The sequence below is a fragment of the Dokdonella soli genome, assembly GCF_039523175.1.
GTDB classification, from domain to species: Bacteria; Pseudomonadota; Gammaproteobacteria; order Xanthomonadales; family Rhodanobacteraceae; genus Dokdonella_A; species Dokdonella_A soli.
The window spans coordinates 241,441-267,254 of sequence record NZ_BAAAEU010000001.1 but is presented as its reverse complement, the minus strand read 5'-3'; the positions used below and the strand labels follow the sequence as shown (position 1 = coordinate 267,254).

Here is a 25,814-nt window from a genome sequence, read left to right as displayed (position 1 = left end):
TGGATTTTGGATGGATCCGCCGCGAAAAACGCCGTGTTCTGTCGCTGGCGTCGGCGCTCCCGGGTATTCCGCGGCATACCAAGGTGGCGTTGCGAGCGTCGTCCCTGGCCAGGTACCGTCCGATATTTACCGGATTCGGTCACGCATTTCCATCGTTGTCCGCCAGCGGCCGCTTGCAGGGCGCGCCAGCGACCTCGCGGACCAGCCGTGGCACGAGATAGCCCGGCAGCCGTTCACGCAGCCTTTCCAGCAACGCCAGCGCGCGCGCATCCTCGACCTCGAAGTGCGCGGCGCCGGTGACGCGGTCGAGCTGGTGCAGGTAGTAAGGCAATACACCCGCCTCGAACAGGCGCTCGGACAGCGCGCACAGGACCTCGGCGTTGTCGTTGACTTGGCGCAGCAGCACCGCCTGGTTGAGCAGCGTCGCGCCGGCGTCGCGCAGCACAGCGCAGGCCGAGGCGACTGAATCGTCGATCTCTCCGGGGTGGTTTGCATGCAGCACGACGACGCGTTGCAGCGGCAGCGCCGCGAGCCAGTCGAAAAATTCCGCGTCGACACGCTCGGGCAGCACCACCGGCAGGCGCGTATGGATGCGCAGGCGGCGGATGTGCGGGATCGTCGCCAGCGCGTCGGTCAGCTCGGCGAGCTTGGGCGTCGACAACGACAGCGGATCGCCGCCCGACAGGATCACCTCCCGGATCGAGGCATCCGCGCGCAGGTGTGCGAGCGCCCGCTCCCAGCGGTTCGCGGCCGCGGTTTCCTCGGCGTAGGGGAAGTGCCGGCGAAAGCAGTAGCGGCAATGCACGGCACAGGAGCCGGTCGCGATCAGCAGCGCGCGGCCCTGGTACTTGTGCAGCACGCCGCTCGCTGCGCGGGCATCCAGGTCGCCGACCGCATCACGCGTGAAGCCGGGCACCTCGCCGAGCTCGGCGGCCTGCGGCAGCACCTGCAGCAGCAGCGGGTCGGCGGGATCGCCGTGGCGCATGCGCGCGGCGAAACCACGCGGCACGCGCAGCGCGAAGCCGGTATCGGCGTCCGGCAGCAAAGTCGCCGCGTGTGCGGACAGGTCGAGCAGGCGCAGCAATTCGTGCGGGTCGGTGATCGCATCCCGCCAGAGCGTTTGCCAGCGGACAGGCTGCGCCGGAGCGCGGTTAGCGGGTATCATTGGCGGGTTGTCCGATCCGTTCGGGCGCGCGAAGCAACCCTTTATTCTAGCCGCTTTCTCCGAGCGGCTTTTTTGACCGCAGGATTGCGGGTCCGCCCGCGATCGCCCGTCCACCCGCGGACGGACCTACCTATGAGCAACAGGAGTTTTGCATGGCCAGCTATGGCATGAACGACGTCAAGAACGGTCAGAAGATCATGGTGGACGGTTATCCGTGCACGATCGTCGATACCGAATACGTCAAGCCCGGCAAGGGTCAGGCGTTCACGCGCGTGAAGTTCCGCAACCTCAAGAACGGACGCACGCAGGAAATGACGATGAAGTCGACCGACTCGCTTGAAGCCGCCGACGTCATGGATACCGACATGGAGTTCCTCTACTCCGACGGCGAGTTCTGGCATTTCATGGATCCGCAGACGCATGACCAGATCGCTGCCGACGAGAACGCGGTGGCTGATGCGGCGAAGTGGCTGAAGGGCAACGAGGTCTGCATCATGACCCTGTGGAACGGCGCGCCGCTGACCGTGACCCCGCCGATCTTCGTCGAACTCGAGATCGTCGAGACCGACCCGGGCGTGCGCGGCGATACCTCGGGCGGCGGCGGCAAGCCGGCCAAACTCGAAACCGGCGCCGTGGTGCGCGTGCCGCTGTTCGTCGGGCAGGGCGAGAAGATCAAGGTCGATACGCGCTCGGGCGAGTACATGTCGCGCGTGAAATGACGATTTGGCCCACGCGGAGCGCGTGGTTTTGCCAGATCGTCATCCCGGCGAACGCCGGACTGCGTAGGCAGGATGCCGGAGCGAACATCCGCGAAGCGGATGGCCCGCAGGGCAACCTGCGGACGCAGGTTGTAATCCAGCGTCTTGAGCATTCCCACAAGGAACTGGGTCCCGGCGCTCGCCGGGACGACGAGCAAAATGGCTGACTCGCTAATTCGCATCGACCTCCTGATCGAACCCCGCTGGCTCGTTCCTGTCGAGCCGCATGGCGTCGTGCTTGAAAACCATGCGGTCGCGATCGAGGGTGGCCGCGTTGTCGCAGTGCTGCCAGCGGCCGAAGCGCACGCGCGCTATGCGCCGCGCGAGCATGTGGAACTGGCCGAGCACGCGCTGATCCCCGGGCTGGTCAACGCGCACACGCACAATCCGATGACCTTGATGCGCGGGCTCGCTGACGACCTGCCGCTGATGCGCTGGCTGCAGGAGCACATCTGGCCGGCCGAGGCGAAGGCGATCGGCCCCGAGTTCGTGCGCGACGGCGTCGAACTCGCGATCGCCGAGATGCTGCGCGGCGGCACCACCTGCTGCAACGAGAACTATTTCTTCCCGGACGTGCAGGCGGCAACCTATCGCCGTCTCGGCTTCCGCGCGATGATCGGCCTGCCGATCATCGAGTTCCCGAGCGCCTGGGCGAAGAGCCGCGACGAATACTTCGACCGGGCGCTCGCCGTACACGACGAATTCAGGGGCGAGGCACTGGTCGACACCTGTTTCGCGCCGCACGCGCCGTACACGGTGTCGGACGCGAGTTTTGAACGCATCCGCGTGCTGGCCGACCAACTCGACGTGCCCGTGCACCTGCATCTGCACGAAACCGCGCATGAGGTTGAGGAATCCCGGCGCGAGCACGGCGCGCGCCCGTTCGCGCGCATGCAGGCACTGGGTCTGGTCAACGATCACCTGATTGCGGTGCACATGACCCAGCTCAGCGATGCCGAGATCGCGGCCTGCGCCGAAGCCGGCGTTTCCGTGGTGCATTGCCCGGAGTCGAACCTCAAACTCGCCTCCGGCTTCTGCCCGGCGGAGAAGCTCCGCGGCGCAGGCGTCAACCTCGCGCTCGGCACCGACGGTACCGCCAGCAACAACGACCTCGACATGTTCGGCGAGATGCGCACGGCTGCGCTGCTTGCCAAGGCGGTTGCGAACGACGCCAGCGCGCTCGATGCCGCGGCCACGCTGCGCGCGGCGACACTGGACGGGGCGAGGGCGCTCGGCTGGAACGAGCGCATCGGCTCGATCGAAGCCGGCAAGCAGGCCGACCTTGCCGCGATCCGCCTCGACGACGTCGAGACGCAACCCATGTACAGCGTGATCTCGCAGCTCGTCTATGCTGCCGGCCGCCATCAGGTGAGCGACGTCTGGATCGCCGGTGAACGCAAGTTGCGCGATCGCGTGCTGGTCGATCTCGACATGGGCGAGTTGCGCGCGAAGGCGCGCCGCTGGCGCGAGCGTATCGCTGCGGGCTGAGCCGATCCGATGAATACCGTCAACGTAAATCCGGGTGAAACCGCCAAGTTCGACCGTCTCGCGTCGCGATGGTGGGATCCGGATGGCGAGTCACGCCCGCTGCATGACCTCAATCCCGTGCGTCTCCGCTACATCGCCGGGCGCGCGCCGCTGAAGGGCTCGCGAGCGCTCGATGTCGGCTGCGGTGGTGGCCTGCTCAGCGAGGCGCTGGCGCGCTCTGGTGCCGAGGTGACCGCGATCGATCTCGCGCCGGTCGTGCTCGATGTCGCACGGCTGCATCTGCACGAGAGCGGGCTCGCAGTCGACTATCGCGAAACCAGCGTCGAGGCCCTGGCGGCCGTGATGCCGGCGCAGTTCGATATCGTCACCTGCATGGAAATGCTCGAGCACGTGCCCGATCCGGCCAGCGTGATCCGTGCCTGCGCGACGCTGCTGAAGCCGGGCGGCAAGCTGTTCCTGTCGACCCTGAACCGCACGCCGCTCGCGTTCGGCGTGGCGATCCTCGGTGCCGAGCACGTGTTGCGCCTGCTGCCGCGCGGCACGCATCACTACGCGCAGTTCCTCAAGCCGAGCGAGATCGCGACGGATCTGCGCGCGGCAGGCCTCGTGCTCGATGACCTGTCCGGCATCGCGTACAACCCGCTTACACGCAAGGCCTGGCTGACCGGCAGCGTCGCGGTGAACTACCTCGCATGCGCGACGAAACCGATGGCGCTCACGTCATGACGGGCACTCGGAAACGGAATTCTCTCTTGAGGGGGCGAGGCGTTCGTCACGGGCGTGGCGTCGGGAAATCTCTGCCGCCTCACCCCCTCACCCCAACCCTCTCCCCCAACGAAGAAGCCGTTGGGGGAGAGGGAGCACAGCCATGAGCGCAGTGTTGCCGCCGCGCGCAGTGCTGTTCGATCTCGACGGCACCCTGGTCGATTCCGCGCCGGATCTGGTCGCCGCCGTGCAGGCGCTGTGCGTAGAGCTCGGTGCGCCGCCGCCGGATGCGGACGCGGTGCGCAAGGTGGTCTCGGCCGGCGGTCGCGCGATGCTGCGCAAGGGCCTGCCCGGCGCCGACGACGCGATGATCGACCAGTGGCTGGCGCGGTTCCTGGATATCTACTCGGTCAAGATGGCTGTGCACACGCGGCTCTACGACGGCATGGCCGAAGTGCTCGATCTGTTCGAGTCGCGCGGCATTGCCTGGGGCATCGTCACCAACAAACCGGGCTGGCTCGCGCGGCCGATGCTCGCGCAGATGGCGTTCCACACCGGCTGCGCCGCACTGGTCACCGGCGACTGCCTGCCGGTGCGCAAACCCGATCCGGCACCGGTGCTGCGCGCCTGTGAACTGGTCGGCGTCGATGCGTCGAGCTGCGTGTTCGTCGGCGACGACCTGCGCGACGTGCAGGCTGGCCGTGCGGCCGGTGCGCGCACGATCGCGGCGGCCTGGGGCTATCTCGATGGGGGCGACCCGCATGCCTGGGGCGCCGATCATGTCGTCGACGTTCCGTCCGGGCTTCCGGCCGCGCTCGGTCTGGCCTGAATGGACGCCGTCGCCGACGCCACGCCGCTCGCGAGCTTCGAGGCGAAGTGGGTGGCCGCGCATCCCGAATTCGGGCTTGCCCTGAGGTTCGTCGGCGAGTCCGGGCGGCGTGCGCAGAGCGCGTTCGCATGCCTGGTCTATGAACTCGAACATGCCGCGTTCGGTATCCGCGAGGCGCAACCGGCCGCGATCAAGCTGCAGTGGTGGGCCGAGGAGTTCGCGCGCGCCGCCAAGCATGAAGCGCGGCATCCACTGACCCAGGCGCTGGCCGAGCATCCGGGTTTCGCCGCGGTTCCGCTTGCGCTCTGGTACGAGGTGATCGCCGGTGCGCTGGCGCAACGCGATCCGGAACCCGCCGCGGACCGCGCCGCATTGCTGGACGCGCATGCGGTGCTGTACCGGCCGCTGGGCGCGATCGAAGCCGCGCTGTTCCCGTCGGTCGATGCCGCGGCGAGCGCACGAGTGCGCGCGCTGGCGCGCTCGCTGCGCGACACCGCAACGCTCGCGGACGCTCTGCGCGACGGCCGCCTGCCGCTTCCGCTCGACCTGCTTGCGCGGCATCGGCTTGCGCGTGGCGATCTGGCACGCACGTCAGCACAGCAAGTCGCCGCGTTGCGTGAATGGCTGCGCGCGCTGGCCTCGGAGCATGCCGAAGTGGCCGCTTCAGGGGCGCACCTTGGCGTTCTCGTCGCCGCGAACCTGCATGCGGACCGCTGGCGCGCGCGCAAGGCCACGCGGGCGGAAGATCCGCTGGCGACGCTGAATGCGGCGTTCGGCCAGCTGCCATTCGACGCGACCTGGGCCGCCTGGCGCACCGCGCGGCGTTCGTCCCGCTGAACGCTGCGTCGCCGATCCGCAGCCTGACAGCCCATTGAGGAACGGCTCTCATGCCCGCAACTGGGGCATTCGTGCAATGCTCTGCAAGCCACAGGCCACCGAAACATGACGTCGACGAAAGAAAACACCCAACGCGCGATGCCCGATGTCGCCAGCGAAGCGCAGGCGGACCGGGCCGGCGCGCTCGACTGGGTGGGCATGGACGGCATCGAGATGCCGGTCCTGCTGACCGGTTCGGGCGATCACGTGCAGCGGACCAGCGCGCGCGTCGCCGCCTACGTGAACCTGCATCGCGCCGATGCGCGCGGCATCCACATGTCGCGGCTGTACCTGCATGTGGATCGACATCTGTCGGCAGAGCCGTTGACGCCGGCCTCGCTGCGCCGGTTGCTGCGCGATTTCCTCGACTCGCACGCCGGGCTTTCCGACCGCGCCAGCCTGCGCGTGCGCTTCGACCATTTCGTGCGGCGCGCCGCGCTCGCCAGCGAGCACAGCGGCTGGCGCTCGTATCCGGTCGAGATCGCCGCTCGCATGGACGGTACCGAATTCCGCGTCGAGCTCACGATCGAGGTGCAGTACTCGAGTACCTGCCCGGCCTCGGCCGCGCTGTCGCGGCAACTGATCCAGGATCGGTTCACCACCGATTTCGCGGACGGAAAATCGGTTGGCCGTGACGAGGTACTGGCCTGGCTCGGCAGCGAGCAGGGCATCGTCGCGACCCCGCACAGCCAGCGCAGCACGGCGAAGGTCCGCGTGAAGCTTGCACCCGGCTTCGACTTCCCGATCGTCGACATCATCGATCTCGTCGAAGACGCGCTGCAGACGCCGGTGCAGACCGCGGTCAAGCGCGAGGACGAGCAGGCGTTCGCGCTGCGCAACGGCCAGAACCTGATGTTCTGCGAAGACGCCGCACGCCGCATCCAGCACGCGCTGGATGCCGACGAGCGCATCGCCGATTTCTGGCTGCGCGCGTCGCACCATGAGAGCCTGCATCCGCACGACGCAGTTGCGGTCGCGACGAAGGGTGTTGCCAGCGGCTACGGCGCCGCGGACCCAAGCGCCTAGAGCGTAGGTTGGGCTGAGCGACAGCGAAGCCCAACGATTCGCTGCGACGTCGATGTAATGTTGGGCTTCCTTCGTCAGCCCAACCTACGGTGCGATGCCGGCCAGCAACAGCGGATCCAGCCGCACATCGAACCAGTTCAGTCCCCAGTGCAGATGCGGCCCGGTCGCGCGGCCGGTCATGCCGACGGCGCCGATGACCTGGCCTTGCCCGACGCGGTCGCCGACCTTCACGTCGATGCGCGAGAGGTGCAGGAAGTTCGAGCTGACGCCGTGGCCGTGGTCGATGAGCACGGTGCCGCCGGTCAGGTACAGATCCGGATCGGCGAACGTGACGAGGCCGCTGGCCGGCGCCTTGATGGCGGTACCCTGCGGCACGGCGATGTCCATGCCCGAGTGCGGCGATTTCGGCACGTCGTCGCCATTCACGACATAGACACGCTGGTTGCCGAAGCGTCCGCTGATGCGGCCCTCGACCGGCCAGACGAAGGTTTCCAGGAAATCCTCGCGCGCGTCGTCACGCATGCGTGCGGCGACCACGCGCGCCTGCTCGCGCTGGATACGCGCGGCGATTTCCGGTGGCGGTTCGACGGTTTTCGGCGGTACGCCCTCGATGCGCTCGAGCGGCCAGTCGCGCGGTGTGACTGCGATTTCCTCGCGCGTGTGTTTGCCGCCGGGGCTGCGCACGTCGACCGAGACCGGGCCCTTCTCGTCGCGACCGATGCCGAACACGACCTCGCCGCCGCGCGTCACGAGCAGGTCGCGATCCGCGTAGCGCACCCTGCTGCCGGGAGCGACCTTGCCGATCACCAGTGCGCCTTGCGGGGCGGATTGCGGAAAGCCGTCGCGTGTCGCAGCGCTGGCGGATGCGGGTTGCACGCAAAGCGCCAGGGCGAGAAGGACGCCAGCGAATTGTCCGGAGCGACGCAAGCCCCGTAGGAGCGGCTTCAGCCGCGATGCTTTTCCGTCCAGCACGTCAGCACATGCAAGAGCATCGCGGCTGAAGCCGCTCCTACGAAAGCGGGAGCTCGCGACGTGGTGCGTATCACGCATGATCACCGAGCAAACTCCAATCGCGAACCGCGCACGGTGTCATCGAGCTTTCCATCCTGCCAGGCGAGTCGACCATTCACGAACGTCGCCGCGATGCTGGATCGGAATGTGGCGCCTTCGAACGGTGTCCACGAGCACTTCGACAGCACCTCCGCCGCGGTTACCGCATGCGGCTTGTTCGGGTCGACCAGCACCAGATCGGCGTGATAACCCTCGCGCAGGAACCCGCGTTCGCGCACGTCGAACAGGATCGCCGGTGCATGCATGGCGGCCTCGACCACGCGCTCGAGCGTGAGCTGGCTGTCGAACACGCGCTCCAGCGCACATTGCAGCGCGTACTGCACGAGCGGCAGGCCCGAGGGTGAGCGCGGGTACTTCGCGGATTTCTCCGTGACCAGATGCGGCGCGTGGTCGGTCGCCAGCACGTCGATGCGACCTTCGGCGAGCGCGCCCGTGATCGCCTCGCGGTCGGCCGCGGTCTTGATCGCCGGATTGCACTTGATCAGGTGGCCGAGGCGTGCATAGTCGGTATCGCTGAAATGCAGGAAATGCACGCAGGTCTCCGCGGTGATGCGCTTCCCCGCCACCGGACCGGGCTCGAACAGCGCGCATTCATCCGCGGTCGAGATATGCAGCACATGCAGGCGTGTGCCGTGCTTCCTCGCCAGGGAGATCGCGAGCTGCGTCGACTTCACGCATGCCTCGCGTGAGCGGATCAGTGGATGCTGCTCCGGCGGGATGTCCTCACCCCAACGCGCGCGCGCCGCTTCCTCGTTGGCGGTGATCGTCGGCGTGTCCTCGCAGTGCGTGATGATCGGCACCGGCGTGTCGCGGAAGATCGCATCCAGCGTGGCCGGATCGTCGACCAGCATGTTGCCGGTCGAGGCGCCCATGAACACCTTGATCCCGGGCGCGGCCTTCGGGTCGAGCGCGCGGATGTCGTCGAGGTTGTCGTTGGTCGCGCCCAGATAAAAGCCGTAGTTGGCACGCGAGACCTCGGCCGCGCGCGCGTATTTCGCCTCCAGCGCATCGCGGTTCGTCGCCGGCGGCCGGGTGTTCGGCATTTCCATGAAGCTGGTGATGCCGCCGGCGACGCAGGCGCGCGATTCCGATTCGATGTCGGCCTTGTGGGTCAGGCCGGGTTCGCGGAAATGCACCTGGTCGTCGATCATGCCGGGCAGCAGCCAGCGGCCGGCCGCGTCGAGTACGCGCTCGTTCGGTTGCGCGGCGAGCGAGCTGCCGATGCGTTCGATGCGGCCGTTGCGTACACGCAGGTCCGCCTGGAGGCGACGGCCTTCGTTGACGAGTTCAGCGTTTGTGATCAGCCAGTCAGTCATGGGGATGCTCTTTGTGGGAGGCTTGCGCGCACGCCGGCCACCAGTGGAACTCGGCGGGTACCGGATCGTATCCGCCCGTGCACAGTGGCTGGCAGCGCAGGATGCGCCACAGGCCCAGCCAGCCGCCGCGCAGCGCGCCGAAGCGGGCGACAGCGACGCGCGCGTAGTCCGAGCAGCTCGGCTGGAAACGGCAACGCGAGCCCAGCAGGGGACTCAGCCAGCGCTTGTAACAACGGAGCAGGAAAATGATCGGGCGGGACATCGTGCGCGCTGCGGCGGGCGCGCGCAATCGCGCGCCACGGCAAGAAATTTCGGCGGTTGCCGGGGGGTGGGACTTAGGCTATAACACGCGACCGCCGAGTCACAAGATGGGCTTAGGAATGGCGAAGAGCAAACAGAACGCAGGCAGCCGCAGCAAGGCGGTGAAGAAGCCGACTCACGCGAAACCCGTCGCACGCGCGGCGGCGAGTGCGTCGCGCAAGACCGCGGCCAAGCCGGCGACGAAGGCGAAGCCGGCGGCGGGCGTCGTGAAGAAATCGACGAAATCCGTGGCTCCCAAGAAGGTTGCGGCGAAACCGGCCTCCAAGGGGGCTGCTTCGAAGGCTGTCGTGAGAAAGCCCGCCGCGAAGAAGGCAGCTCCCGCAAAACCGGTGAAGAAAGCCGCGAAACCGTTGCCTGCAAAGCACGCCAAGCCGGTTCCAGCGAAAAAGGTCGTCCCGGTGAAGCCGGTCGTCCAGAAGAAGACCGGGGCCGCGGCTCCGGCGAAACCGCAATCGTCCACACGCAGCACAGAAAAACCCGGGAAATTCGTGACCACCAGCAAGCCAGAAACAATTGCAGCGCCGAAGGGCGGCAAGGCACGTGTGACGCCGCCGCCCGTGGACAACAACGTGACCATGCAGGACGGCCGCTATGCGCTGCCGACCACGGTCCACATCGACCTCCCGAACGGCTACAAACCGACCGCGAAAGAGGAATACATGAGCCCGCGACAGCTGCAGTACTTCCGCAGCAAGCTGTCGAAGTGGCGCGAGGAGCTCGTCGAGGAAAGCCGTCAGACCATCGAGAGCCTGCGCGATGAAGTGCGCGACGTCGGCGACGAGGCCGAGCGTGCCACGCGCGAGACCGAGAATTCGCTCGAGCTGCGCACGCGCGACCGCTACCGCAAGCTGATCGCGAAGATCGACAAGGCGCTCAAGCGCATCGAGGAAGGCCGCTACGGTTTCTGCGAGGAAACCGACGAGGAAATCGGCATCGACCGCCTCGAGGCGCGTCCGATCGCGACGCTGAGTCTCGACGCACAGGAACGTTGGGAGCATCGCCAGAAGCAGATGGGCGACTGAGTCTGGTCGCTCGTCAACCTGCAAACGCCCCGCCTGACGGGGCGTTTGTGTTTACGGACAGGAATCGGGAGATTTCCCGACCCTGCAGTCCGAATAGCGAAGCGCGGATCGAGACGACGTGAACGCACGCAAGTATTTCGGTACCGACGGCATCCGCGGCCGCGTCGGCGAGTGGCCGATCACCGCGGAGTTCATGCTCAGACTCGGTCGCGCGGTCGGCAGTGTTCTCGCCGCACCGAACGGCAAGGCGACGATCGTGATCGGCAAGGACACGCGCGTGTCCGGCTACATGTTCGAGTCCGCGCTCGAAGCCGGCCTGGTCGCGGCCGGCGCCGATGTGCGCCTGCTCGGGCCGATGCCGACGCCGGCTGTCGCCTACCTGACGCGCAGCCTGCGCGCGAGTGCCGGCATCGTGATCAGCGCGTCGCACAATCCGCACCAGGACAATGGCATCAAGTTCTTTTCCGCCGACGGCGAGAAGCTCGACGATGCCGTCGAGCAGGCGATCGAAGCCGAACTCGAGGCGCCGTTCACGACGGTCGCCTCCGAGGCGATCGGCAAGGTCGTGCGCCTCGAGGACGCTGCGGCGCGTTACGCGGAATTCTGCAAGTCGACCATTCCGCCTTCCCTGAGCCTGCGCGGTCTGTCGATCGTGCTCGACTGCGCGCATGGCGCGACCTACCAGATCGCGCCGAAAGTGTTCGCCGAGCTTGGCGCGAAGGTCAGTGCGATCGGCAACCAGCCGGACGGTCTCAACATCAATCGCGGGGTCGGTTCGACCAGCCCGCAGGCATTGTCGCGCGCGGTCGTCGCGGCCGGCGCCGATCTCGGCATCGCATTCGACGGCGACGGTGACCGCGTGCAGATGATCGATCGCCACGGTGCGCTCGTCGACGGCGACCAGCTCCTCTACCTGCTCGCGACCGACTGGCAAGCGAGTGGCCGCCTGCATGGCGCCCTGGTCGGCACGCTGATGAGCAATTACGGCCTCGAGCGCGCGATGCGCGAACTCGGCGTGCCGTTCCTGCGCGCGAACGTAGGGGACCGCTACGTGCTGCAGCTGCTCAAGCAGCATGGCGGCGTGCTCGGCGGCGAGACCTCCGGACATATTCTCACCCTTGATCGCGCGAGCAGCGGCGATGCGATCGTGAGCGCGCTGCAGGTGCTCGACGTGCTCGTGCGCAAAAGGCAGCGCCTCGACGAGGGGGTCGCCGGCATGCGCAAGGTCGCGCAGACCACGGTGAACATCCGCGTCGCCGGCGGAGCCGCGGCGCTGGTCGAGGATGCGAACGTGCAGCATGTGTTCGAGCGCGTGCGCGCCGAGCTCGAAGGGCAGGGGCGTGTCGTGCTGCGTCCTTCCGGCACCGAACCCCTGGTGCGCGTCACCGTCGAGGCGGGCGACGACGCACTGGTCGCGCGGCTCGCGGACGAACTTGCCAGCGCCGTAAAATCGGCCGCATCGAAGAATGCGAGTTGATGGCATGAGCGCACATATCCCGACCCTCGACATCCGGCGCTACGACACCGACCGCGCAGCGTTCGTCGCCGAACTCGGTGCGGCGTACCGCGAGTGGGGGTTTGTCGGCATCCGCGGCCATGGCATCGCGCAATCCTTGATCGATGGCGCCTACGAGGCGTTCCGACGCTTCTTCGCGCTACCGGCCGAAGTGAAGATGAAATACCACGTGAAGGGCGGCGGCGGCGCTCGAGGCTACACGCCGTTCGGCGTCGAGACCGCGAAGGATTCGCGCTATCCGGATCTCAAGGAGTTCTGGCACGTCGGCCGCGAGATCCCGCGCGATTCGCAATACGCGGACGTGATGGCGCCGAACCTGTGGCCGGCAGAGGTGCCGGACTTCCGCGAATACGGTTATGGCCTGTACGAGGCCCTCGATGCGCTCGGTTCGCGCGTGCTGCGCGCGCTCGCGCTGCATATCGACCTGCCGGAGACGTATTTCGACGACAAGACGAATTTCGGCAACTCGATCCTGCGGCCAATCCACTATCCGCCGATCACCGCCCCCGACATCCCGAACGTGCGCGCCGGCGCGCACGAGGACATCAACCTGATCACGCTGCTGGTCGGCGCCAGCGCGCAGGGCCTGGAAGTGCGCTCGCACGCGGGCGAGTGGGTGCCGTTCACCGCGGATGCCGACACCATCGTCGTCAACATCGGCGACATGCTGCAGCGGCTGACCAACCACCTGTATCCGTCGACGACGCACCGCGTGACCAATCCGCCCGGCGAGAATGCGCGCAAGCCGCGCTATTCGGTGCCGTTCTTCCTGCATCCGAATCCCGATTTCCTGATCGACGTGCTGCCGTCCTGCGTCGATGCCGCCAACCCGAGCCGCTATCCGCAGCCGATCACTGCGCACGAGTATCTGCAGGAGCGGTTGCGCGAGATCAAGCTGATTTGAAGGCCGAGGGCTGAATCAAAAGAACCTTTCCCTCGAGCAAGCCCGGGGGAGCGGGCGGGGTGTTGGGGCGAAGCGCCAAGCGAAGCGTTGCGCTGCAGTTCACCTGTCGGTTGCTCGTCCCAACTTCTGGATCGTCGCGCTATGCAGCCTCGCCCCCTCACCCCAACCCTCTCCCCCAACGAGAAAGCCGTTGGGGGAGAGGGAGCAAACGGCAGGCTACCCCTGTTCGCAATCGTCGTGCTGGTGATCATCGTGTACTGGCCGGGCGTGCACGGCTTCTGGGGGCGCGACGACTTCATGCAGCTCGCGTCCGCGCGCCTGGTCGGGTCGCCGTGGCCGCTGTTCGTGCAGGATCACTATGTGCCGGTACCCGGTGCGGTGTTCAGGCCGCTGGGTTTCGCGTCTTTCTGGCTCGGCGCCGCTCTTTTCGGTACCGACTACGAAGCGCACGCGATCGCCGACATGCTGTTGCACCTCGGCGTGGCGCTCGCGCTGTTCGGGCTGCTCCTGCGTGCCGCGATTCCGCGCTTGCTCGCCGTGTGCTGCGCGCTGCTGTTCGCGCTGCATCCGGCCGTCGTCGGCACCGCGCTGTGGTGGTCGGCCCGATTCGATCTGCTCGCGGCGCTGTTCGTGCTGCTCGCACTCAACGCCGCGTTCGATTATCGCGAGCGCGGCCGATGGACTGCACTGCTGCTCGCATTGCTCGCGGCATTCGCGGCAATGCTGTCCAAGGAAGTCGGGCTGGCGGTGCTGGTTCCGCTGTCGTGGCTGTGGCTGCGCTGGGCCTGGCACGAGCCGGCGCAGCGCGCACAGGCGTTGCGCGCGATCGCGCTGGCGTGGCTGTGCGCGCTCGCCTATTTCGGCTGGCGCTGGAGCGTTCTCGGCACGCCGGCCAGCGGGCTGACCGGCACGATGCCAGTCAGCAGCGCGATCGCGAAGGGATTGCTCGACTGGCTGCAGCAGGCGCCGGGTTATCTCGCATTCTGGGCGCGCAGCGATGGTGCACGGCGTGGCGCGCTGGTGGTCGCGGTTCTCGTGCTGGCGATGGCCGTCGGAGCCGCGATCATGCGCCATCCCGCCAGAGGCACGGGACGCCGGCGTGTCGATCTCGCTGTCTGCGGACTGTGTCTGCTCGTCGTGCCGGCCTTGCTGCAGGCACCCGTCGCGGCGTTGAACGCAGCGCCGCTGCGCGCCGACATGTCGGTGATCGAGGCTGCCATGCAGTCGCGGCTCTACTACCTGGGCATCAGCGGAGCGGCGATCGCGCTGGCGGCGTTGCTGGCGCCGGTCTGGGATACGTCGTCAACGCGCTGGCGCATCGCAATATTCGTTCCGCTCGCTTTCGCGGCGGCCGCGCTCGGGTCGATCTCGCACGCGGACGCGCGCGCGTTCGCGAAGCGTTCGATGCAGATCTCCACGGTCGCACGGGCGGCGGTCGCGGCGGTCGGAGAGCTGGACCTGCCGACGTCCCGTTGCCACGTCGTGTTTCTCGGCATCGATCCGCCGCCGGAATGGAGCATCTATGTGTCGATGGATTCGATCGTCAAGGCGCTGAGCCCCGACCTCGCGCGCGTGGGGCACTGCTACTTCCACGCGGACTACGTGACGTATTTCCACCTGCTCGCCGCGCCGGTCGATACCGGGGATGCGGCGCCTTACCGACCGCTGGAGATCGACGGAAGGATCGTTCCACCGCGGCGCATCGGCGGTCTGCTCATCGACTACTTGAGCCCGCCGCCGCAGGTCGATCCGCGCGAACTCGCGTCGATGCGCTTCCTGCGCTATCGCGACGGCCGCTTCGACGACGTCAGTGCGGATGTTGTCGCGGGGCGGCTTGCGGTTCGCCTGCGCTAGCCGTCAGCGCCTGTTGATCAAGCGCTGCCCCAGCCGGTCGGGCAGCAGTTTGAACAGGCGCTTGATGCCGCGATTGACGCGACCGCAGACATGTATGGCCTCACCGCGTTCGACGGCGGTGAGGCCTTCGCGCACGACGGTCCGCGCATCCATCCATATCCAGCGCGGCATGCGCTTCATCCGCTCACGCGTGCCGGTGACATCGTGGAATTCGGAATACGTGAAGCCGGGGCAGAGCGCGCAGACGTGCACACCGTGGTGGCGATTCTCCAGCGCCAGCGCCTGCGAGAATTTGATCAGGTAGGCCTTGGACGCGGCATAGAGCGTGTGTCCGGCCGGCGCGGGAAGCATGCCGGCCAGCGAGGCCACGTTGATGATGCGGCCGCACCCGAGTTCACGCATGCCGGGCAGGAGGCGATGGCAGAGTTCGGTCGGCGCGGTCATCATGACCTGGATGAAGTCCGCGTGCGTCCGCCACGGGTGTGACACGAAACTACCGGTGACGCCGTAGCCGGCGTTGTTGACCAGCAGGTCGATCGTCAGGCCGCGTCGCACGATCTCGTCGTGCAGATGCTGCGGCGCGCTCGGCTCAGCGAGATTGCAAGGGATGCACTGCACGTCGGTGCCGTGCTTCGCACGCAACTCACCGGCGAGTTCGTCGAGCCGTTCCGCACGGCGTGCCGTCAGCACCAGCGCATGACCGCGTGCCGCGAGTTCGCGTGCGAACGCGGCGCCGATGCCCGCGGAGGCGCCAGTCACCAGGGCGTGGGTCGTTTGCCGCATCGCTCGAGATCCTCTCCGGTTGGCCTGTCGCGCAGCGTAATCGCAACGCGCGTGCTCGTCTGCGTGCTCCGATCATCATCGGTTGTCGCTCCGCCGGTCCGCCGCTATCCTTGCGCGCCTTTCGTACGCTCGGGATCGCCATGCGACGTCCGCTGGTTGCCGGAAACTGGAAAATGTACGGGTCGCGCGCAATGGCCGCCGGTCTGGTCGCGGACGTTGCGGCCGCGCTGCTACTGCGTGCGGAAGTCGCCGTGCTGCCGCCGTTTCCGTATCTCGACGGCCTGGTCGCGCAGTATCGCCGAAGCGGAATCGCGTTCGGTGCGCAGGATCTCAGCGAGCATGCGCAAGGCGCCTATACCGGCGAAGTCGCTGGATCGATGCTCAAGGATGTTGGCTGCACTTACGTGCTGGTCGGGCATTCGGAGCGTCGCCAGCATCACGCCGAATCGGATCAGCGCGTCGCCGCGAAGTTCGTCGCGGCGCAGGCGGCCGGCCTGGTTCCGATCCTGTGCGTCGGCGAGACACTGGCCGAGCGTGAGGCGGGCGAGACCGAAGCGGTGATTGCGCGTCAGCTCGATGCGGTCGTCGCGCGCGCGGGTATCGCCGCGTTCGCGAATGCGGTCGTCGCCTATGAGCCGGTCTGGGCGATCGGCACCGGTCTGACCGCGTCGCCGGAGCAGGCGCAGGCAGTCCACGCATTCATGCGTGACAAAATACGGGCGCTGGATGCTACAATTGCCAGCTCGCTGCGGCTCCTGTACGGCGGCAGCGTCAAACCCGTCAATGCGGCCGAGCTGTTCGGCCAGCCCGATGTGGATGGCGGATTGATCGGCGGTGCATCTCTGGTGGCGGCGGATTTCCTCGCCATCTGTGCAGCCGCGCAAACGTAAAGAACTGCTCATGCTTTCTATCGTTGCAAACATCTTCTATGTGCTGATCGCGATCGCCATGATCGTCCTGATCCTCCTGCAGCGCGGCGCTGGCGCCGCGGCGGGGTCGGGCTTCGGTGGCGGCGCGTCGGCCACCGTCTTCGGTGCGCGGGGTTCGGCGAACTTCCTGTCGCGCAGCACGGCGGTACTCGCGGGTTTGTTCTTCCTGCTCAGCCTCGGCATGGGCATTTATCTGGGTCGATCGGGTGCGGCCACGCATCCCGCGGACGATCTGGGCGTGATGTCCGGCGTCGCCACTCCGGCGAAACCGGCTCCCGCGGCGGCGCCCTCGTCGAATGGCGAGGTTCCGCAGCCGGCAACGCCCGCGGCCTCGGCTGACAAGCCGGCGCCGACGCCCGCGACGACGACCCCGGACAAGCCCGTCGCCGGTGCCGACAAGCCCGCTGCGACGACGCCGAAAGAAGGCGGGAAGGACGGAAAGTAAGCTGTGCCCAGGTGGCGGAATTGGTAGACGCACTACCTTGAGGTGGTAGCGGGGAAACCCGTGGAGGTTCGAGTCCTCTCTTGGGCACCACTCGATCTGTCGGATGACTCCGGACGCGATGTCCGGAGTCTTTCCGCCAGGTCATCTTTACCGTCGTCGCGTCGGCTGCGCCGCCGCGATCGCTGATGCGCCAACGGCGCGGAGGTGTGTGTGCTGACCGAGTATTTCCCGGTCCTGCTGTTCCTCGTGGTCTCTGCCGTGGTCGGCGTCGCGCTGATCGTGATCGGCAACCTGCTCGGACCACGCCGACCCGAATCCGAGAAAGCCTCACCGTACGAGTGCGGCTTCGAGGCGTTCGAGGACGCGCGCATGCGTTTCGACGTGCGCTATTACCTGTTCGCGATCCTGTTCATCATCTTCGATCTCGAAATCGCGTTCGTGTTCCCGTGGGCGACCGTGTTCTCGAAGCTCGGTCTGCTCGGGTTGATCGAGATGGGCATGTTCCTCGCGCTGCTGGTGCTCGGCTTCGTCTACGTCTGGAAGAAAGGGGCGCTCGAATGGGAATGATCGATCGCCTCAGCGAGACGATGCACAACCCGGCGCCGGTCAATGTCGTCGACGACATCCTGCGCCCGGGCGATGACAACCCGCTGCTGCAGCGCGGTTTCGCGACTGCGCGTCTTGATGACCTGATCAACTGGGCGCGCACCGGCTCGATGTGGCCGATGACGTTCGGCCTCGCCTGCTGCGCGGTCGAGATGATGCACGCGGGCGCCGCGCGCCTCGATCTGGACCGCTACGGCGTGATCTTCCGGCCGAGCCCGCGTCAGTCCGACGTGATGATCGTCGCCGGTACGCTGGTCAACAAGATGGCGCCGGCGCTGCGCAAGGTCTATGACCAGATGCCCGATCCGAAATGGGTCATCTCGATGGGCAGCTGCGCGAACGGCGGCGGCTACTACCATTATTCGTATGCGGTCGTGCGCGGCTGCGACCGCATCGTGCCGGTCGACATCTACGTGCCGGGCTGTCCGCCGACCGCGGAGGCGCTGATCCACGGCATTCTGCAGTTGCAGAAGAAGATCCGCCGTACCAACACGATCGCGCGCTGAGGGTCACGGCATGAGCGACAACACCGCTGCAATCGACGGCGCTGCCAATGGGCGATCCGCGTTCGCGCAGAAGCTCGAGGCGAAGCTCGGCCAGAAGCTGGTCCGGCTCGACGAGACGCGTGGCGAGATCACGATCGAGGTGCTGCCGGAAAACTGGCTCGCCGTCGCCACGATCCTGCGCGACGATCCGGAGCTGCATTTCGAGCAGGCAATGGACGTGTGCGGCGTCGATTACCTGTCCTACGGCGAGGTCGAGTGGGATACCACCGACGTGTCGTCCGAAGGGTTCTCGCGCGGTGTCGAGGGTGAGGGCCCGGGGCGCTTCAACTGGGCGAACCGGCCGCGCAATACGCATATCCCGCATCGTTTTGCGGTCGTCGTGCATCTGCTGTCGGTCAGGCACAACCGGCGCGTGCGCCTGCGCGCGCATTGCGCGGACGATGACCTGCCGAGCGTGCCGTCGCTGATCGGCATCTGGTCGAGCGTGGACTGGTTCGAACGCGAGGCGTTCGATCTCTACGGCATCCTGTTCGAGGGCCATCCGGACCTGCGCCGCCTGCTTACCGACTACGGTTTCGTCGGCCATCCGTTCCGCAAGGATTTCCCGCTGATCGGCAATGTCGAGGTGCGCTACGACCCGGAGAAGAAGCGCGTCGTGTACGAGCCGGTGACTTCGGTCGAGCCGCGCGTGCTGGTGCCGCGCACGATCCGCGACGATTCGCGCTACGAGCAGGCGGATGCCGAGCGCAAGGCCGGAGCAAAGTAAAGCCATGCAGGAAATCCGCAACTACACGATGAATTTCGGCCCGCAGCATCCAGCCGCGCACGGCGTGCTGCGTCTGGTGCTGGAGATGGACGGCGAGACGATCGTGCGCGCCGATCCGCACATCGGCCTGCTGCATCGCGCGACCGAGAAGCTGGCAGAGTCCAAGCCGTACAACCAGTCGATCGGCTACATGGATCGCCTCGATTACGTCTCGATGATGTGCAACGAGCATGCCTACGTGCGCGCGATCGAGAACCTGCTGGGCGTCGAGGTGCCGGAGCGTGCGCAGTGGATCCGCACGATGTTCGACGAGATCACGCGCATCCTGAACCACCTGATGTGGGTCGGTTCGAACGGACTCGATCTCGGTGCGATGGCGGTGTTCCTTTACGCGTTCCGCGAGCGCGAGGAGCTGATGGACTGCTACGAGGCGGTCTCCGGCGCGCGCATGCACGCGACCTACTATCGTCCTGGCGGCGTCTACCGCGACCTGCCGGAACAGATGCCGAAGTACAACGAGTCGAAGTGGCACAAGGGCAAGGACCTCGAGCGCCTGAACGAATGGCGCGGCGGTTCGATGCTCGATTTCCTCGATGCGTTCACCGCCGATTTCCCGCGCCGCGTCGACGAATACGAGACGCTGCTGACCGGAAACCGCATCTGGAAACAGCGCACCGTCGACATCGGCATCATCTCGCCCGAGCAGGCGCTGGCCTGGGGCATGTCGGGCCCGATGCTGCGCGGATCCGGCGTCGAATGGGACCTGCGCAAGAAGCAGCCGTACGCGAAGTACGCCGAAGTCGACTTCGATATTCCGGTCGGCGTGAAAGGCGACTGCTACGACCGTTACCTCGTGAGAGTCGAGGAGATGCGTCAGTCCAACCGCATCATCAAGCAGTGCGTCGACTGGCTGCGCGCGAATCCCGGCCCGGTCATGGTCAGGAACTTCAAGGTCGCGCCGCCGTCCCGTGTCGAGATGAAAGACGACATGGAAGCGCTGATCCATCACTTCAAACTGTTCACCGAAGGCTATTGCGTGCCCGCCGGTGAAACCTACGCCGCGGTCGAGGCGCCGAAGGGCGAGTTCGGCATCTATCTGGTGTCCGACGGCGCAAACAAGCCGTTCCGCCTGAAGTGCCGTGCGCCGAGCTTCGTGCATCTGTCGTCGATGGACGCGATCGTGAGCGGCCACATGCTGCCCGACGTCGTCGCGATGATCGGCACCTACGACGTCGTGTTTGGCGAGGTTGATCGATGAGCGCTTGGATTTTTCTGATGTTCGCGCAGACGTCCCATACCGTTCGCCCTGAGGTATCGAAGGGTGAACGGCACGACGCTCGTTCGTGCTTCGATACCTCAGCACGAACGGTGGGAGTGTTTCACAAGGCTTTGGAAGATCGGTGCGCGCCATGAAAGCGACCGGCACTTACGAGCAGGTCAAGGATGTCGACCCGCAGGTCGCGTTGAATGCGCATACGCGCGAGCATATCGACCATTGGGTGGCCAAGTTCCCGCCGGATCGCAAGCGCTCGGCGCTGATCCAGGGCCTGTGGGCTGCGCAGGAACAGAACGGCGGTCATCTGACCGACGAGCTGATCACCGCCGTCACGCGTTACCTCGGCCTGCCGCAGGTCTGGGGCTATGAGGTCGCGACGTTCTACTCGATGTTCGAGACGAAGCCGGTCGCGCGCAACAACGTCGCGATCTGCACGAACATCTCGTGCTGGCTCAACGGCGCCGAGGACATCGTGCGCCATTGCGAGCAGAAATACGGCATCAAGCTCGGCGAGAGCAGCAAGGACGGTCGCATCTACCTCAAGAAGGAAGAGGAGTGCCTGGCCGCGTGCTGTGGCGCGCCGATGATGGTCGTCAACGGTCACTACCACGAGAAGCTGGACATCGCGAAGGTCGATGCGATTCTCGACAATCTGAAATAGGAATTGTAGGAGCGGCTTCAGCCGCGATGCCTTTTCTTTGTACACGCAGAGCAAGAACATCGCGGCTGAAGCCGCTCCTACAAAACGCAAGCGCGAAATCGAAGCGAACCCAGGTCAATGGCATACGGTCCCGCCCCACAGGAACACCAGGTCGTCTACACGACACTGCATTTCGAGCAGCCGTGGACGCTGGACAACTATCTGAAGGTCGACGGCTACAAGGCGTGGAAGAAGATCCTCGCCGAGAAGCCCGACCCGGCCACGATCATCGACGAGCTCAAGAAGAGCGGCTTGCGCGGGCGCGGCGGCGCCGGCTTCCCGACCGGTCTCAAGTGGTCGTTCATGCCGAAAAGCACGATGCAGAAGTACATCCTGTGCAATTCGGATGAATCGGAGCCCGGCACCTGCAAGGACCGCGACATCCTGCGTTTCAATCCGCATGCGGTCGTCGAGGGGCTCGCGATTGCGTGCTATGCGACCGGGTCGACCGTTGCCTACAACTACTTGCGCGGCGAATTCCACCATGAGCCGTTCGAGCATATCGAGCAGGCGCTGAAGGATGCGTACGCGGCGGGCTTGCTCGGCAAGAACATTCAGGGTTCGGGCATCGACGTCGACATCCACAACGCGCTGGGCGCGGGCGCCTACATCTGCGGTGAGGAAACCGCGCTGATGGAGTCGCTCGAAGGCAAGAAGGGCCAGCCGCGCTTCAAGCCGCCGTTCCCGGCCAACTTCGGCCTCTACGGCAAGCCGACCACGATCAACAACACCGAGACCTACGCCTCGGTGCCGGCGATCCTCAACAAGGGTGCCGACTGGTTCCTCAATGTCGGCAAGCCGAACAACGGCGGCCCGAAGATCTTCTCGGTGTCCGGCCATGTCAACAAGCCGGGCAACTACGAGATCCGCCTCGGCACGCCGTTCAAGGACCTGCTCGAGATGGCCGGCGGCGTGCGCAACGGCCACCAGCTGAAGGCGGTGATTCCGGGCGGTTCGTCGATGCCGGTGCTGCCGGCCGAGACGATGATGGGCCTGACCATGGACTACGACTCTATCCAGAAGGCCGGCTCGGGTCTCGGCTCCGGCGCGGTCATCGTGATGGATGAGACCACCTGCATGGTGCGCGCCTGCCAGCGCATCGCGCGCTTCTATTTCGCCGAATCCTGCGGCCAGTGCACGCCGTGTCGCGAAGGCACCGGCTGGATGTATCGCATGCTGACCCGCATCGTCGAGGGCAGGGCTGAGCTCGGGGATCTTGACATCCTCAAGCAGGCCGCCGGTCAGATCGAAGGTCACACGATCTGCGCGTTCGGCGAAGCGGCCGCGTGGCCGGTACAGGGCATGTTGCGTCACTACTGGAACGAGTTCGAGTATTTCATCAAGAACGGGCATTCGATCGTCGACCAGAAGCTGGGAGTCGCGGCATGAAGACCGTGATTCGTCATTCGTCATTCGTGATTCGCAAAAGCGGGAGCGCGGCTTCCTTGTCGCTTTTCCGAATCACCAATCACCAATCACCAATCGCCACTCCGCGAGGAGTCGCCCGATGAGCGCGCAGCCCGCAGCCCCCGCGGTTCCGCCGGATCACGTCACCGTCGAGATCGACGGCCGTTCGCTGGTCGTGCCGAAGAACTCGATGATCATCCAGGCCGCCGACAAGGCCGGCATCGCGATTCCGCGTTTCTGCTATCACGACAAGCTGCCGATCGCCGCGAACTGCCGCATGTGCATGGTCGAGGTCGAGATGGGCGGCAAGCCGATGCCGAAGCCGCAGCCGGCCTGTGCGACGCCGGTCGCCGACGGCATGAAGATCCAGACCCAGTCGCAGCGCGCGCTGTCCGCGCAGCGCAACGTGATGGAGTTCCTGCTGATCAATCATCCGCTCGACTGCCCGATCTGCGACCAGGGCGGCGAGTGCGAGTTGCAGGACCTGTCGATGGGCTATGGCCGCTCGGTCAGCCGCTTCGTCGAGCAGAAGCGCACGATTCCGGACGAGGATCTCGGCCCGCTGGTCGAAACCGAGATGACGCGTTGCATCCAGTGCACGCGCTGCGTGCGCGTGATGGCCGATGTCGCCGGCACCTACGAACTCGGCGGCATGGAACGCGGCGAGCGCCTGCAGATCGGCACCTACGTCGGCAAGCCGCTGATGAGCGAACTGTCCGGCAACGTGATCGACGTCTGCCCGGTCGGCGCGCTGACCAACAAGCCGTTCCGGTTCAAGGCGCGCGCTTGGGAACTGATCGCGCGCGAATCGATCGGCTACCACGACGCACTCGGCTCGAACCTCTGGCTGCACACGCGCCGTGGCGAAGTGCTGCGTGCCGTGCCGCGCGACAACGAAGCGATCAACGAATGCTGGCTGTCGGACCGCGACCGCTATTCGAACGACGGGCTCCGCGCCGCGGATCGCGCGCAGAAACCGATGATCCGAAGGAACGGCGAGCTGGTCGAGACGACATGGGCAGAAGCGCTCGCGTTCGTCGCCGATCGCCTGCGCCAGGCCGGTGGTGACGTCGGCGCGCTGGTCGCGCCGTTGACCTCGAACGAGGAGGGCCATCTGCTCGCGCAGCTGCTGCGCGGCCTCGGCAGCGACCATATCGATCACCGCCTGCGCACGCTGGATTTCGCCGACGCGCCGGTCGCAACGCCGTTCGAGATGCCGGTCGCCGAGATCGAGAAGGCGAAGACGATCCTGCTGGTCGGCTGCAATCCGCGTCACGAGATTCCGCTGCTCAACCATCGCATTCGCAAGGCGGCGAGGGCCGGCGCGAAGGTCTACGCGATCAACCCGCTGGATTTCGAGTTCAACTTCGAGCTGGCCGGCAAGACCATCGCGGCGCCGCATGCGCTGGTCGATGCGTTGCTCGCGCTGGCCAAGGCAGCCAACAACGCAGGCCATCTGCCGGAGTCGTCCGCGCTGGCGCAGGCGATCGCAGGACTCGCGGCCGATGCGTCGACGCAGGCGCTGATCAAGCAACTCGCGGACGCCAGCGCTTCGGTCGTGATTCTCGGCGAATCGGCCGTGCAGCATCCGGCCGCTTCGTGGCTGCGTGCCGCGGCGCGCTTCGTCGCCAAGGCAACGAACTCCGCCTACAACGAGATTCCGGCCGGTGCGAATGCGCTCGGCCTGTCGCGCGCCGGTGTGTTGCCGCGCGCCGGCGGCCGCGACGCGGCGGCGATGCTGGCGAAGCCGCCGAAGCATCTGATCGTCTATCACGCGGGTTCGCAGGACACCAGCGCGCCGGCTGCCTACGATCACGCACGCAGCACGGCGGATTTCCACGTCTACATCGGCGCCTATGCCTGCAAGGGCGTGCAGCGCACCGCGCATGCCGTGCTGCCAATTGGCCTGCCACCGGAAATCGACGGCAGCTACACGAACCTCGATGGCAGCGTGCAGACGCTCGCTGCGGCGGCGAAGCTGCCGGGCGATGCGCGACCGGGTTGGAAGGTCCTGCGCGCACTCGGCTCCGCGCTTTCGCTCGACGGCTTCGGCTTCACCGAGATCGACGAGGTGCGTGCGCAGATGGCTGCTGCTTCCGCAGGAGCGGCTTCAGCCGCGATCCCGACAACGATGGCGCAACGACAAGGCATCGCGGCTGAAGCCACTCCTACGTCGGTTCTTGCAGGCAAGTTCGCGCGCATCGCGACCACCGCGATCTACCGCGCCGACGCGGTTCTGCGCCGCACGCCTGCGCTGCAGGCGCATCCGCTTAACCGCTCCGCTTGCGTCACCCTGCATCCGGAAGATGCGCTGGCGCTCGGTCTGGGCAACGGCGCGAACGCACGCGTGTCCGGCGTCGCGCTACCGGTCGAGCTTTCGACACGCGTCCCGCGAGGCGGCGCCTGGGTCGAGGCCGGCCATGCCGCGACCGCGAGCCTGCCGCCCTACGGCGGCGCCCTCGACATCGTGAAGGCGTAACGACGACATGAACTGGATCATCGACGCCTACCACTGGTGCGCCACGACCTTCCCGACGCTGACGATGGCGCTCAGCCTGTTCGTGTTCCCGCTGCTGCCGCTGATCATCGCGGTCGCGATGTACGTGTGGTGGGAGCGCAAGGTCATCGGCTGGATGCATGTGCGCATGGGGCCGAACAAGGTCGGACCGTTCGGTCTCGCGCAGACCTTCGCCGACGTGTTCAAGCTGCTGCTGAAGGAAGTCATCTATCCGGCCAACGCGAGCAAGAAGCTGTTCCTGCTCGCGCCGCTGTGGGCGTTGATTCCGGGCTTCGCGGCCTGGTCGGTGATTCCGTTCGGCGACCACAAGGCCTGGTCGAATGCGAACGCGGGCCTGCTGTTCTTGCTTGCGATGACCTCGATGGGCGTGTACGGCATCATCCTCGCCGGCTGGGCCTCGAACTCACGCTACGCGATGCTCGGCGCGATGCGCGCGGCGGCGCAGACCGTGTCCTACGAGATCGCGATGGGCTTCTCGCTGGTCAGCGTGCTGATCCTCGCCGGCAGCCTGAATCTGTCCGACATCGTCAACGCCCAGGCGGGACGCTTCGGCATCGGCAATTGGTTCATGTGGCCGTTGCTGCCGATGTTCATCATCTACTTCGTGTCCGGCGTGGCCGAGACGAACCGCGCGCCGTTCGACGTGGCCGAAGGTGAGTCGGAGATCGTCGCCGGTTTCCACGTCGAGTATTCGGGGGCGCCGTTCGCGGTGTTCTTCCTGACCGAATACGCGAACATGATCCTGATCTCGTTCCTGGCGCCGATCCTGTTCCTCGGGGGCTGGCTGTCGATCTTTCCGCAGTCCTGGGGCGCGCTGGGTGCGCCGGGCTGGTGGTGGCTCTGCGCCAAGGCATTCTTTTTCGCGACCGCGTATGTCTGGTTTCGCGCGAGCTTCCCGCGCTACCGCTATGACCAGATCATGCGGCTCGGCTGGAAGGTCTTCATCCCGATCACGATCGTGTGGGTGTTCGTCGCGGGTTGCATGAAGTACCTCGGCTGGGCCGGGACGGGCGCTTGAGGCCAATGG

The 25,814-nt window shown here is 66.3% G+C and carries 26 protein-coding genes and 1 tRNA gene; 21 read left to right on the top strand and 6 right to left on the bottom strand.

Annotated features, from left to right (window positions below; all coding sequences use genetic code 11):
- Positions 1 to 139: 139 nt before the first annotated feature.
- A complete protein-coding gene (gene epmB, locus ABD002_RS01240; protein ID WP_343786313.1) occupies positions 140 to 1,165 on the bottom strand; it encodes an EF-P beta-lysylation protein EpmB in 1,026 nt (341 codons plus the stop codon).
- A 152-nt stretch (positions 1,166 to 1,317) separates the two neighbouring features.
- Between epmB and efp the strand changes: the two genes are divergently transcribed.
- The 6 genes from efp (at position 1,318) to folE2 (ending at position 6,847) form a co-directional block, all read left to right on the top strand.
- Positions 1,318 to 1,884 carry an elongation factor P gene (gene efp, locus ABD002_RS01235; protein WP_343786311.1) on the top strand — a complete coding sequence of 189 codons (567 nt, stop codon included), beginning with the start codon at positions 1,318 to 1,320 and terminating at the stop codon, positions 1,882 to 1,884.
- 198 nt (positions 1,885 to 2,082) lie between these two features.
- Entirely contained in the window at positions 2,083 to 3,411 is a 1,329-nt protein-coding gene (locus tag ABD002_RS01230) for a TRZ/ATZ family hydrolase (protein ID WP_343786309.1), read from the top strand.
- 9 nt (positions 3,412 to 3,420) lie between these two features.
- Entirely contained in the window at positions 3,421 to 4,137 is a 717-nt protein-coding gene (ubiG, locus tag ABD002_RS01225; protein ID WP_343786307.1) for a bifunctional 2-polyprenyl-6-hydroxyphenol methylase/3-demethylubiquinol 3-O-methyltransferase UbiG, read from the top strand.
- Between the two features lie 142 nt (positions 4,138 to 4,279).
- Positions 4,280 to 4,945 carry an HAD family hydrolase gene (locus ABD002_RS01220; RefSeq protein WP_343786305.1) on the top strand — a complete coding sequence of 222 codons (666 nt, stop codon included), beginning with the start codon at positions 4,280 to 4,282 and terminating at the stop codon, positions 4,943 to 4,945.
- Positions 4,946 to 5,782, top strand: coding sequence for a squalene/phytoene synthase family protein (locus tag ABD002_RS01215; protein WP_343786303.1), 837 nt, complete (start codon positions 4,946 to 4,948; stop codon positions 5,780 to 5,782).
- A 105-nt stretch (positions 5,783 to 5,887) separates the two neighbouring features.
- Positions 5,888 to 6,847 (top strand): GTP cyclohydrolase FolE2, encoded by a 960-nt coding sequence (gene folE2 / locus ABD002_RS01210; RefSeq protein ID WP_343786301.1) that lies wholly within the window; start codon positions 5,888 to 5,890, stop codon positions 6,845 to 6,847.
- Positions 6,848 to 6,931: 84 nt separating this feature from the next.
- Here the strand turns inward: folE2 and ABD002_RS01205 are convergent, their stop codons facing one another.
- From ABD002_RS01205 to ABD002_RS01190, 4 genes are all read right to left on the bottom strand, one after another.
- A complete protein-coding gene (locus ABD002_RS01205; RefSeq protein ID WP_343786299.1) occupies positions 6,932 to 7,723 on the bottom strand; it encodes a M23 family metallopeptidase in 792 nt (263 codons plus the stop codon).
- A 176-nt stretch (positions 7,724 to 7,899) separates the two neighbouring features.
- On the bottom strand, positions 7,900 to 9,234 hold the full coding sequence (locus ABD002_RS01200) for a dihydroorotase (RefSeq protein WP_343786297.1): 1,335 nt from the start codon (positions 9,232 to 9,234) through the stop codon (positions 7,900 to 7,902).
- Positions 9,227 to 9,496, bottom strand: a complete 270-nt coding sequence (gene yidD, locus ABD002_RS01195; RefSeq protein WP_343786295.1) for a membrane protein insertion efficiency factor YidD — start codon at positions 9,494 to 9,496, stop codon at positions 9,227 to 9,229. Before yidD ends, ABD002_RS01200 begins: the two co-directional genes overlap by 8 nt.
- Positions 9,497 to 9,670: 174 nt before the next feature.
- Positions 9,671 to 10,132 carry a hypothetical protein gene (locus ABD002_RS01190; RefSeq protein WP_343786293.1) on the bottom strand — a complete coding sequence of 154 codons (462 nt, stop codon included), beginning with the start codon at positions 10,130 to 10,132 and terminating at the stop codon, positions 9,671 to 9,673.
- Between ABD002_RS01190 and dksA the strand changes: the two genes are divergently transcribed.
- From dksA to ABD002_RS01170, 4 genes are all read left to right on the top strand, one after another.
- Positions 10,131 to 10,577 (top strand): RNA polymerase-binding protein DksA, encoded by a 447-nt coding sequence (gene dksA, locus ABD002_RS01185; protein WP_343786729.1) that lies wholly within the window; start codon positions 10,131 to 10,133, stop codon positions 10,575 to 10,577. The two genes, ABD002_RS01190 and dksA, sit on opposite strands and share 2 nt — an antisense overlap.
- 118 nt (positions 10,578 to 10,695) lie before the next feature.
- Positions 10,696 to 12,054, top strand: coding sequence for a phosphoglucosamine mutase (gene glmM / locus ABD002_RS01180; protein ID WP_343786291.1), 1,359 nt, complete (start codon positions 10,696 to 10,698; stop codon positions 12,052 to 12,054).
- 4 nt (positions 12,055 to 12,058) lie between these two features.
- Entirely contained in the window at positions 12,059 to 12,997 is a 939-nt protein-coding gene (locus ABD002_RS01175) for an isopenicillin N synthase family dioxygenase (protein ID WP_343786289.1), read from the top strand.
- Between the two features lie 141 nt (positions 12,998 to 13,138).
- The gene (locus tag ABD002_RS01170; protein ID WP_343786287.1) at positions 13,139 to 14,851 is read left to right on the top strand and encodes a hypothetical protein; all 1,713 of its coding nucleotides are present in this window, start codon (positions 13,139 to 13,141) and stop codon (positions 14,849 to 14,851) included.
- A 3-nt stretch (positions 14,852 to 14,854) separates the two neighbouring features.
- Here ABD002_RS01170 and ABD002_RS01165 read toward each other — a convergent pair whose 3' ends face one another.
- A complete protein-coding gene (locus tag ABD002_RS01165; RefSeq protein ID WP_343786285.1) occupies positions 14,855 to 15,634 on the bottom strand; it encodes an SDR family NAD(P)-dependent oxidoreductase in 780 nt (259 codons plus the stop codon).
- A 140-nt stretch (positions 15,635 to 15,774) separates the two neighbouring features.
- Here ABD002_RS01165 and tpiA point away from each other — a divergent pair, with 140 nt between their 5' ends.
- The 11 genes from tpiA (at position 15,775) to nuoH (ending at position 25,805) form a co-directional block, all read left to right on the top strand.
- On the top strand, positions 15,775 to 16,524 hold the full coding sequence (gene tpiA / locus ABD002_RS01160) for a triose-phosphate isomerase (RefSeq protein WP_343786283.1): 750 nt from the start codon (positions 15,775 to 15,777) through the stop codon (positions 16,522 to 16,524).
- A gap of 10 nt (positions 16,525 to 16,534) precedes the next feature.
- Entirely contained in the window at positions 16,535 to 17,008 is a 474-nt protein-coding gene (gene secG / locus ABD002_RS01155) for a preprotein translocase subunit SecG (RefSeq protein ID WP_343786281.1), read from the top strand.
- 5 nt (positions 17,009 to 17,013) lie between these two features.
- Positions 17,014 to 17,098: transfer RNA gene (locus ABD002_RS01150), tRNA-Leu, on the top strand.
- Between the two features lie 120 nt (positions 17,099 to 17,218).
- Positions 17,219 to 17,575, top strand: coding sequence for an NADH-quinone oxidoreductase subunit A (locus tag ABD002_RS01145; RefSeq protein WP_343786279.1), 357 nt, complete (start codon positions 17,219 to 17,221; stop codon positions 17,573 to 17,575).
- Entirely contained in the window at positions 17,566 to 18,120 is a 555-nt protein-coding gene (locus ABD002_RS01140; RefSeq protein WP_343786277.1) for a NuoB/complex I 20 kDa subunit family protein, read from the top strand. Before ABD002_RS01145 ends, ABD002_RS01140 begins: the two co-directional genes overlap by 10 nt.
- Before the next feature lie 10 nt (positions 18,121 to 18,130).
- Positions 18,131 to 18,886 carry an NADH-quinone oxidoreductase subunit C gene (locus tag ABD002_RS01135; protein WP_343786275.1) on the top strand — a complete coding sequence of 252 codons (756 nt, stop codon included), beginning with the start codon at positions 18,131 to 18,133 and terminating at the stop codon, positions 18,884 to 18,886.
- Complete coding sequence (locus tag ABD002_RS01130) at positions 18,858 to 20,144, top strand: NADH-quinone oxidoreductase subunit D (protein ID WP_343786273.1); 1,287 nt, start codon at positions 18,858 to 18,860, stop codon at positions 20,142 to 20,144. The genes ABD002_RS01135 and ABD002_RS01130 overlap by 29 nt, the downstream gene beginning before the upstream one ends.
- Positions 20,145 to 20,295: 151 nt before the next feature.
- Positions 20,296 to 20,823: an NADH-quinone oxidoreductase subunit NuoE gene (nuoE, locus tag ABD002_RS01125; RefSeq protein ID WP_343786271.1), complete on the top strand. Its 528-nt coding sequence runs from the start codon at positions 20,296 to 20,298 to the stop codon at positions 20,821 to 20,823.
- Positions 20,824 to 20,940: 117 nt separating this feature from the next.
- Entirely contained in the window at positions 20,941 to 22,251 is a 1,311-nt protein-coding gene (gene nuoF / locus ABD002_RS01120) for an NADH-quinone oxidoreductase subunit NuoF (protein WP_343786269.1), read from the top strand.
- Between the two features lie 118 nt (positions 22,252 to 22,369).
- On the top strand, positions 22,370 to 24,748 hold the full coding sequence (gene nuoG / locus ABD002_RS01115) for an NADH-quinone oxidoreductase subunit NuoG (protein WP_343786267.1): 2,379 nt from the start codon (positions 22,370 to 22,372) through the stop codon (positions 24,746 to 24,748).
- A gap of 64 nt (positions 24,749 to 24,812) precedes the next feature.
- Positions 24,813 to 25,805: an NADH-quinone oxidoreductase subunit NuoH gene (gene nuoH / locus ABD002_RS01110; protein ID WP_343786727.1), complete on the top strand. Its 993-nt coding sequence runs from the start codon at positions 24,813 to 24,815 to the stop codon at positions 25,803 to 25,805.
- Positions 25,806 to 25,814 lie beyond the last annotated feature (9 nt).

Coding starts and splice junctions, on each gene's coding strand:
- epmB (WP_343786313.1), bottom strand. CDS start 1,165: ATGATACCCGCTAACCGCGCTCCGGCGCAGCCTGTCCGCTGGCAAACG.
- efp (WP_343786311.1), top strand. CDS start 1,318: ATGGCCAGCTATGGCATGAACGACGTCAAGAACGGTCAGAAGATCATG.
- ABD002_RS01230 (WP_343786309.1), top strand. CDS start 2,083: ATGGCTGACTCGCTAATTCGCATCGACCTCCTGATCGAACCCCGCTGG.
- ubiG (WP_343786307.1), top strand. CDS start 3,421: ATGAATACCGTCAACGTAAATCCGGGTGAAACCGCCAAGTTCGACCGT.
- ABD002_RS01220 (WP_343786305.1), top strand. CDS start 4,280: ATGAGCGCAGTGTTGCCGCCGCGCGCAGTGCTGTTCGATCTCGACGGC.
- ABD002_RS01215 (WP_343786303.1), top strand. CDS start 4,946: ATGGACGCCGTCGCCGACGCCACGCCGCTCGCGAGCTTCGAGGCGAAG.
- folE2 (WP_343786301.1), top strand. CDS start 5,888: ATGACGTCGACGAAAGAAAACACCCAACGCGCGATGCCCGATGTCGCC.
- ABD002_RS01200 (WP_343786297.1), bottom strand. CDS start 9,234: ATGACTGACTGGCTGATCACAAACGCTGAACTCGTCAACGAAGGCCGT.
- yidD (WP_343786295.1), bottom strand. CDS start 9,496: ATGTCCCGCCCGATCATTTTCCTGCTCCGTTGTTACAAGCGCTGGCTG.
- dksA (WP_343786729.1), top strand. CDS start 10,131: ATGCAGGACGGCCGCTATGCGCTGCCGACCACGGTCCACATCGACCTC.
- ABD002_RS01190 (WP_343786293.1), bottom strand. CDS start 10,132: ATGGTCACGTTGTTGTCCACGGGCGGCGGCGTCACACGTGCCTTGCCG.
- ABD002_RS01175 (WP_343786289.1), top strand. CDS start 12,059: ATGAGCGCACATATCCCGACCCTCGACATCCGGCGCTACGACACCGAC.
- ABD002_RS01170 (WP_343786287.1), top strand. CDS start 13,139: ATGCAGCCTCGCCCCCTCACCCCAACCCTCTCCCCCAACGAGAAAGCC.
- ABD002_RS01165 (WP_343786285.1), bottom strand. CDS start 15,634: ATGCGGCAAACGACCCACGCCCTGGTGACTGGCGCCTCCGCGGGCATC.
- tpiA (WP_343786283.1), top strand. CDS start 15,775: ATGCGACGTCCGCTGGTTGCCGGAAACTGGAAAATGTACGGGTCGCGC.
- secG (WP_343786281.1), top strand. CDS start 16,535: ATGCTTTCTATCGTTGCAAACATCTTCTATGTGCTGATCGCGATCGCC.
- ABD002_RS01140 (WP_343786277.1), top strand. CDS start 17,566: ATGGGAATGATCGATCGCCTCAGCGAGACGATGCACAACCCGGCGCCG.
- ABD002_RS01135 (WP_343786275.1), top strand. CDS start 18,131: ATGAGCGACAACACCGCTGCAATCGACGGCGCTGCCAATGGGCGATCC.
- ABD002_RS01130 (WP_343786273.1), top strand. CDS start 18,858: ATGCCGAGCGCAAGGCCGGAGCAAAGTAAAGCCATGCAGGAAATCCGC.
- nuoE (WP_343786271.1), top strand. CDS start 20,296: ATGAAAGCGACCGGCACTTACGAGCAGGTCAAGGATGTCGACCCGCAG.
- nuoF (WP_343786269.1), top strand. CDS start 20,941: ATGGCATACGGTCCCGCCCCACAGGAACACCAGGTCGTCTACACGACA.
- nuoG (WP_343786267.1), top strand. CDS start 22,370: ATGAGCGCGCAGCCCGCAGCCCCCGCGGTTCCGCCGGATCACGTCACC.
- nuoH (WP_343786727.1), top strand. CDS start 24,813: ATGGCGCTCAGCCTGTTCGTGTTCCCGCTGCTGCCGCTGATCATCGCG.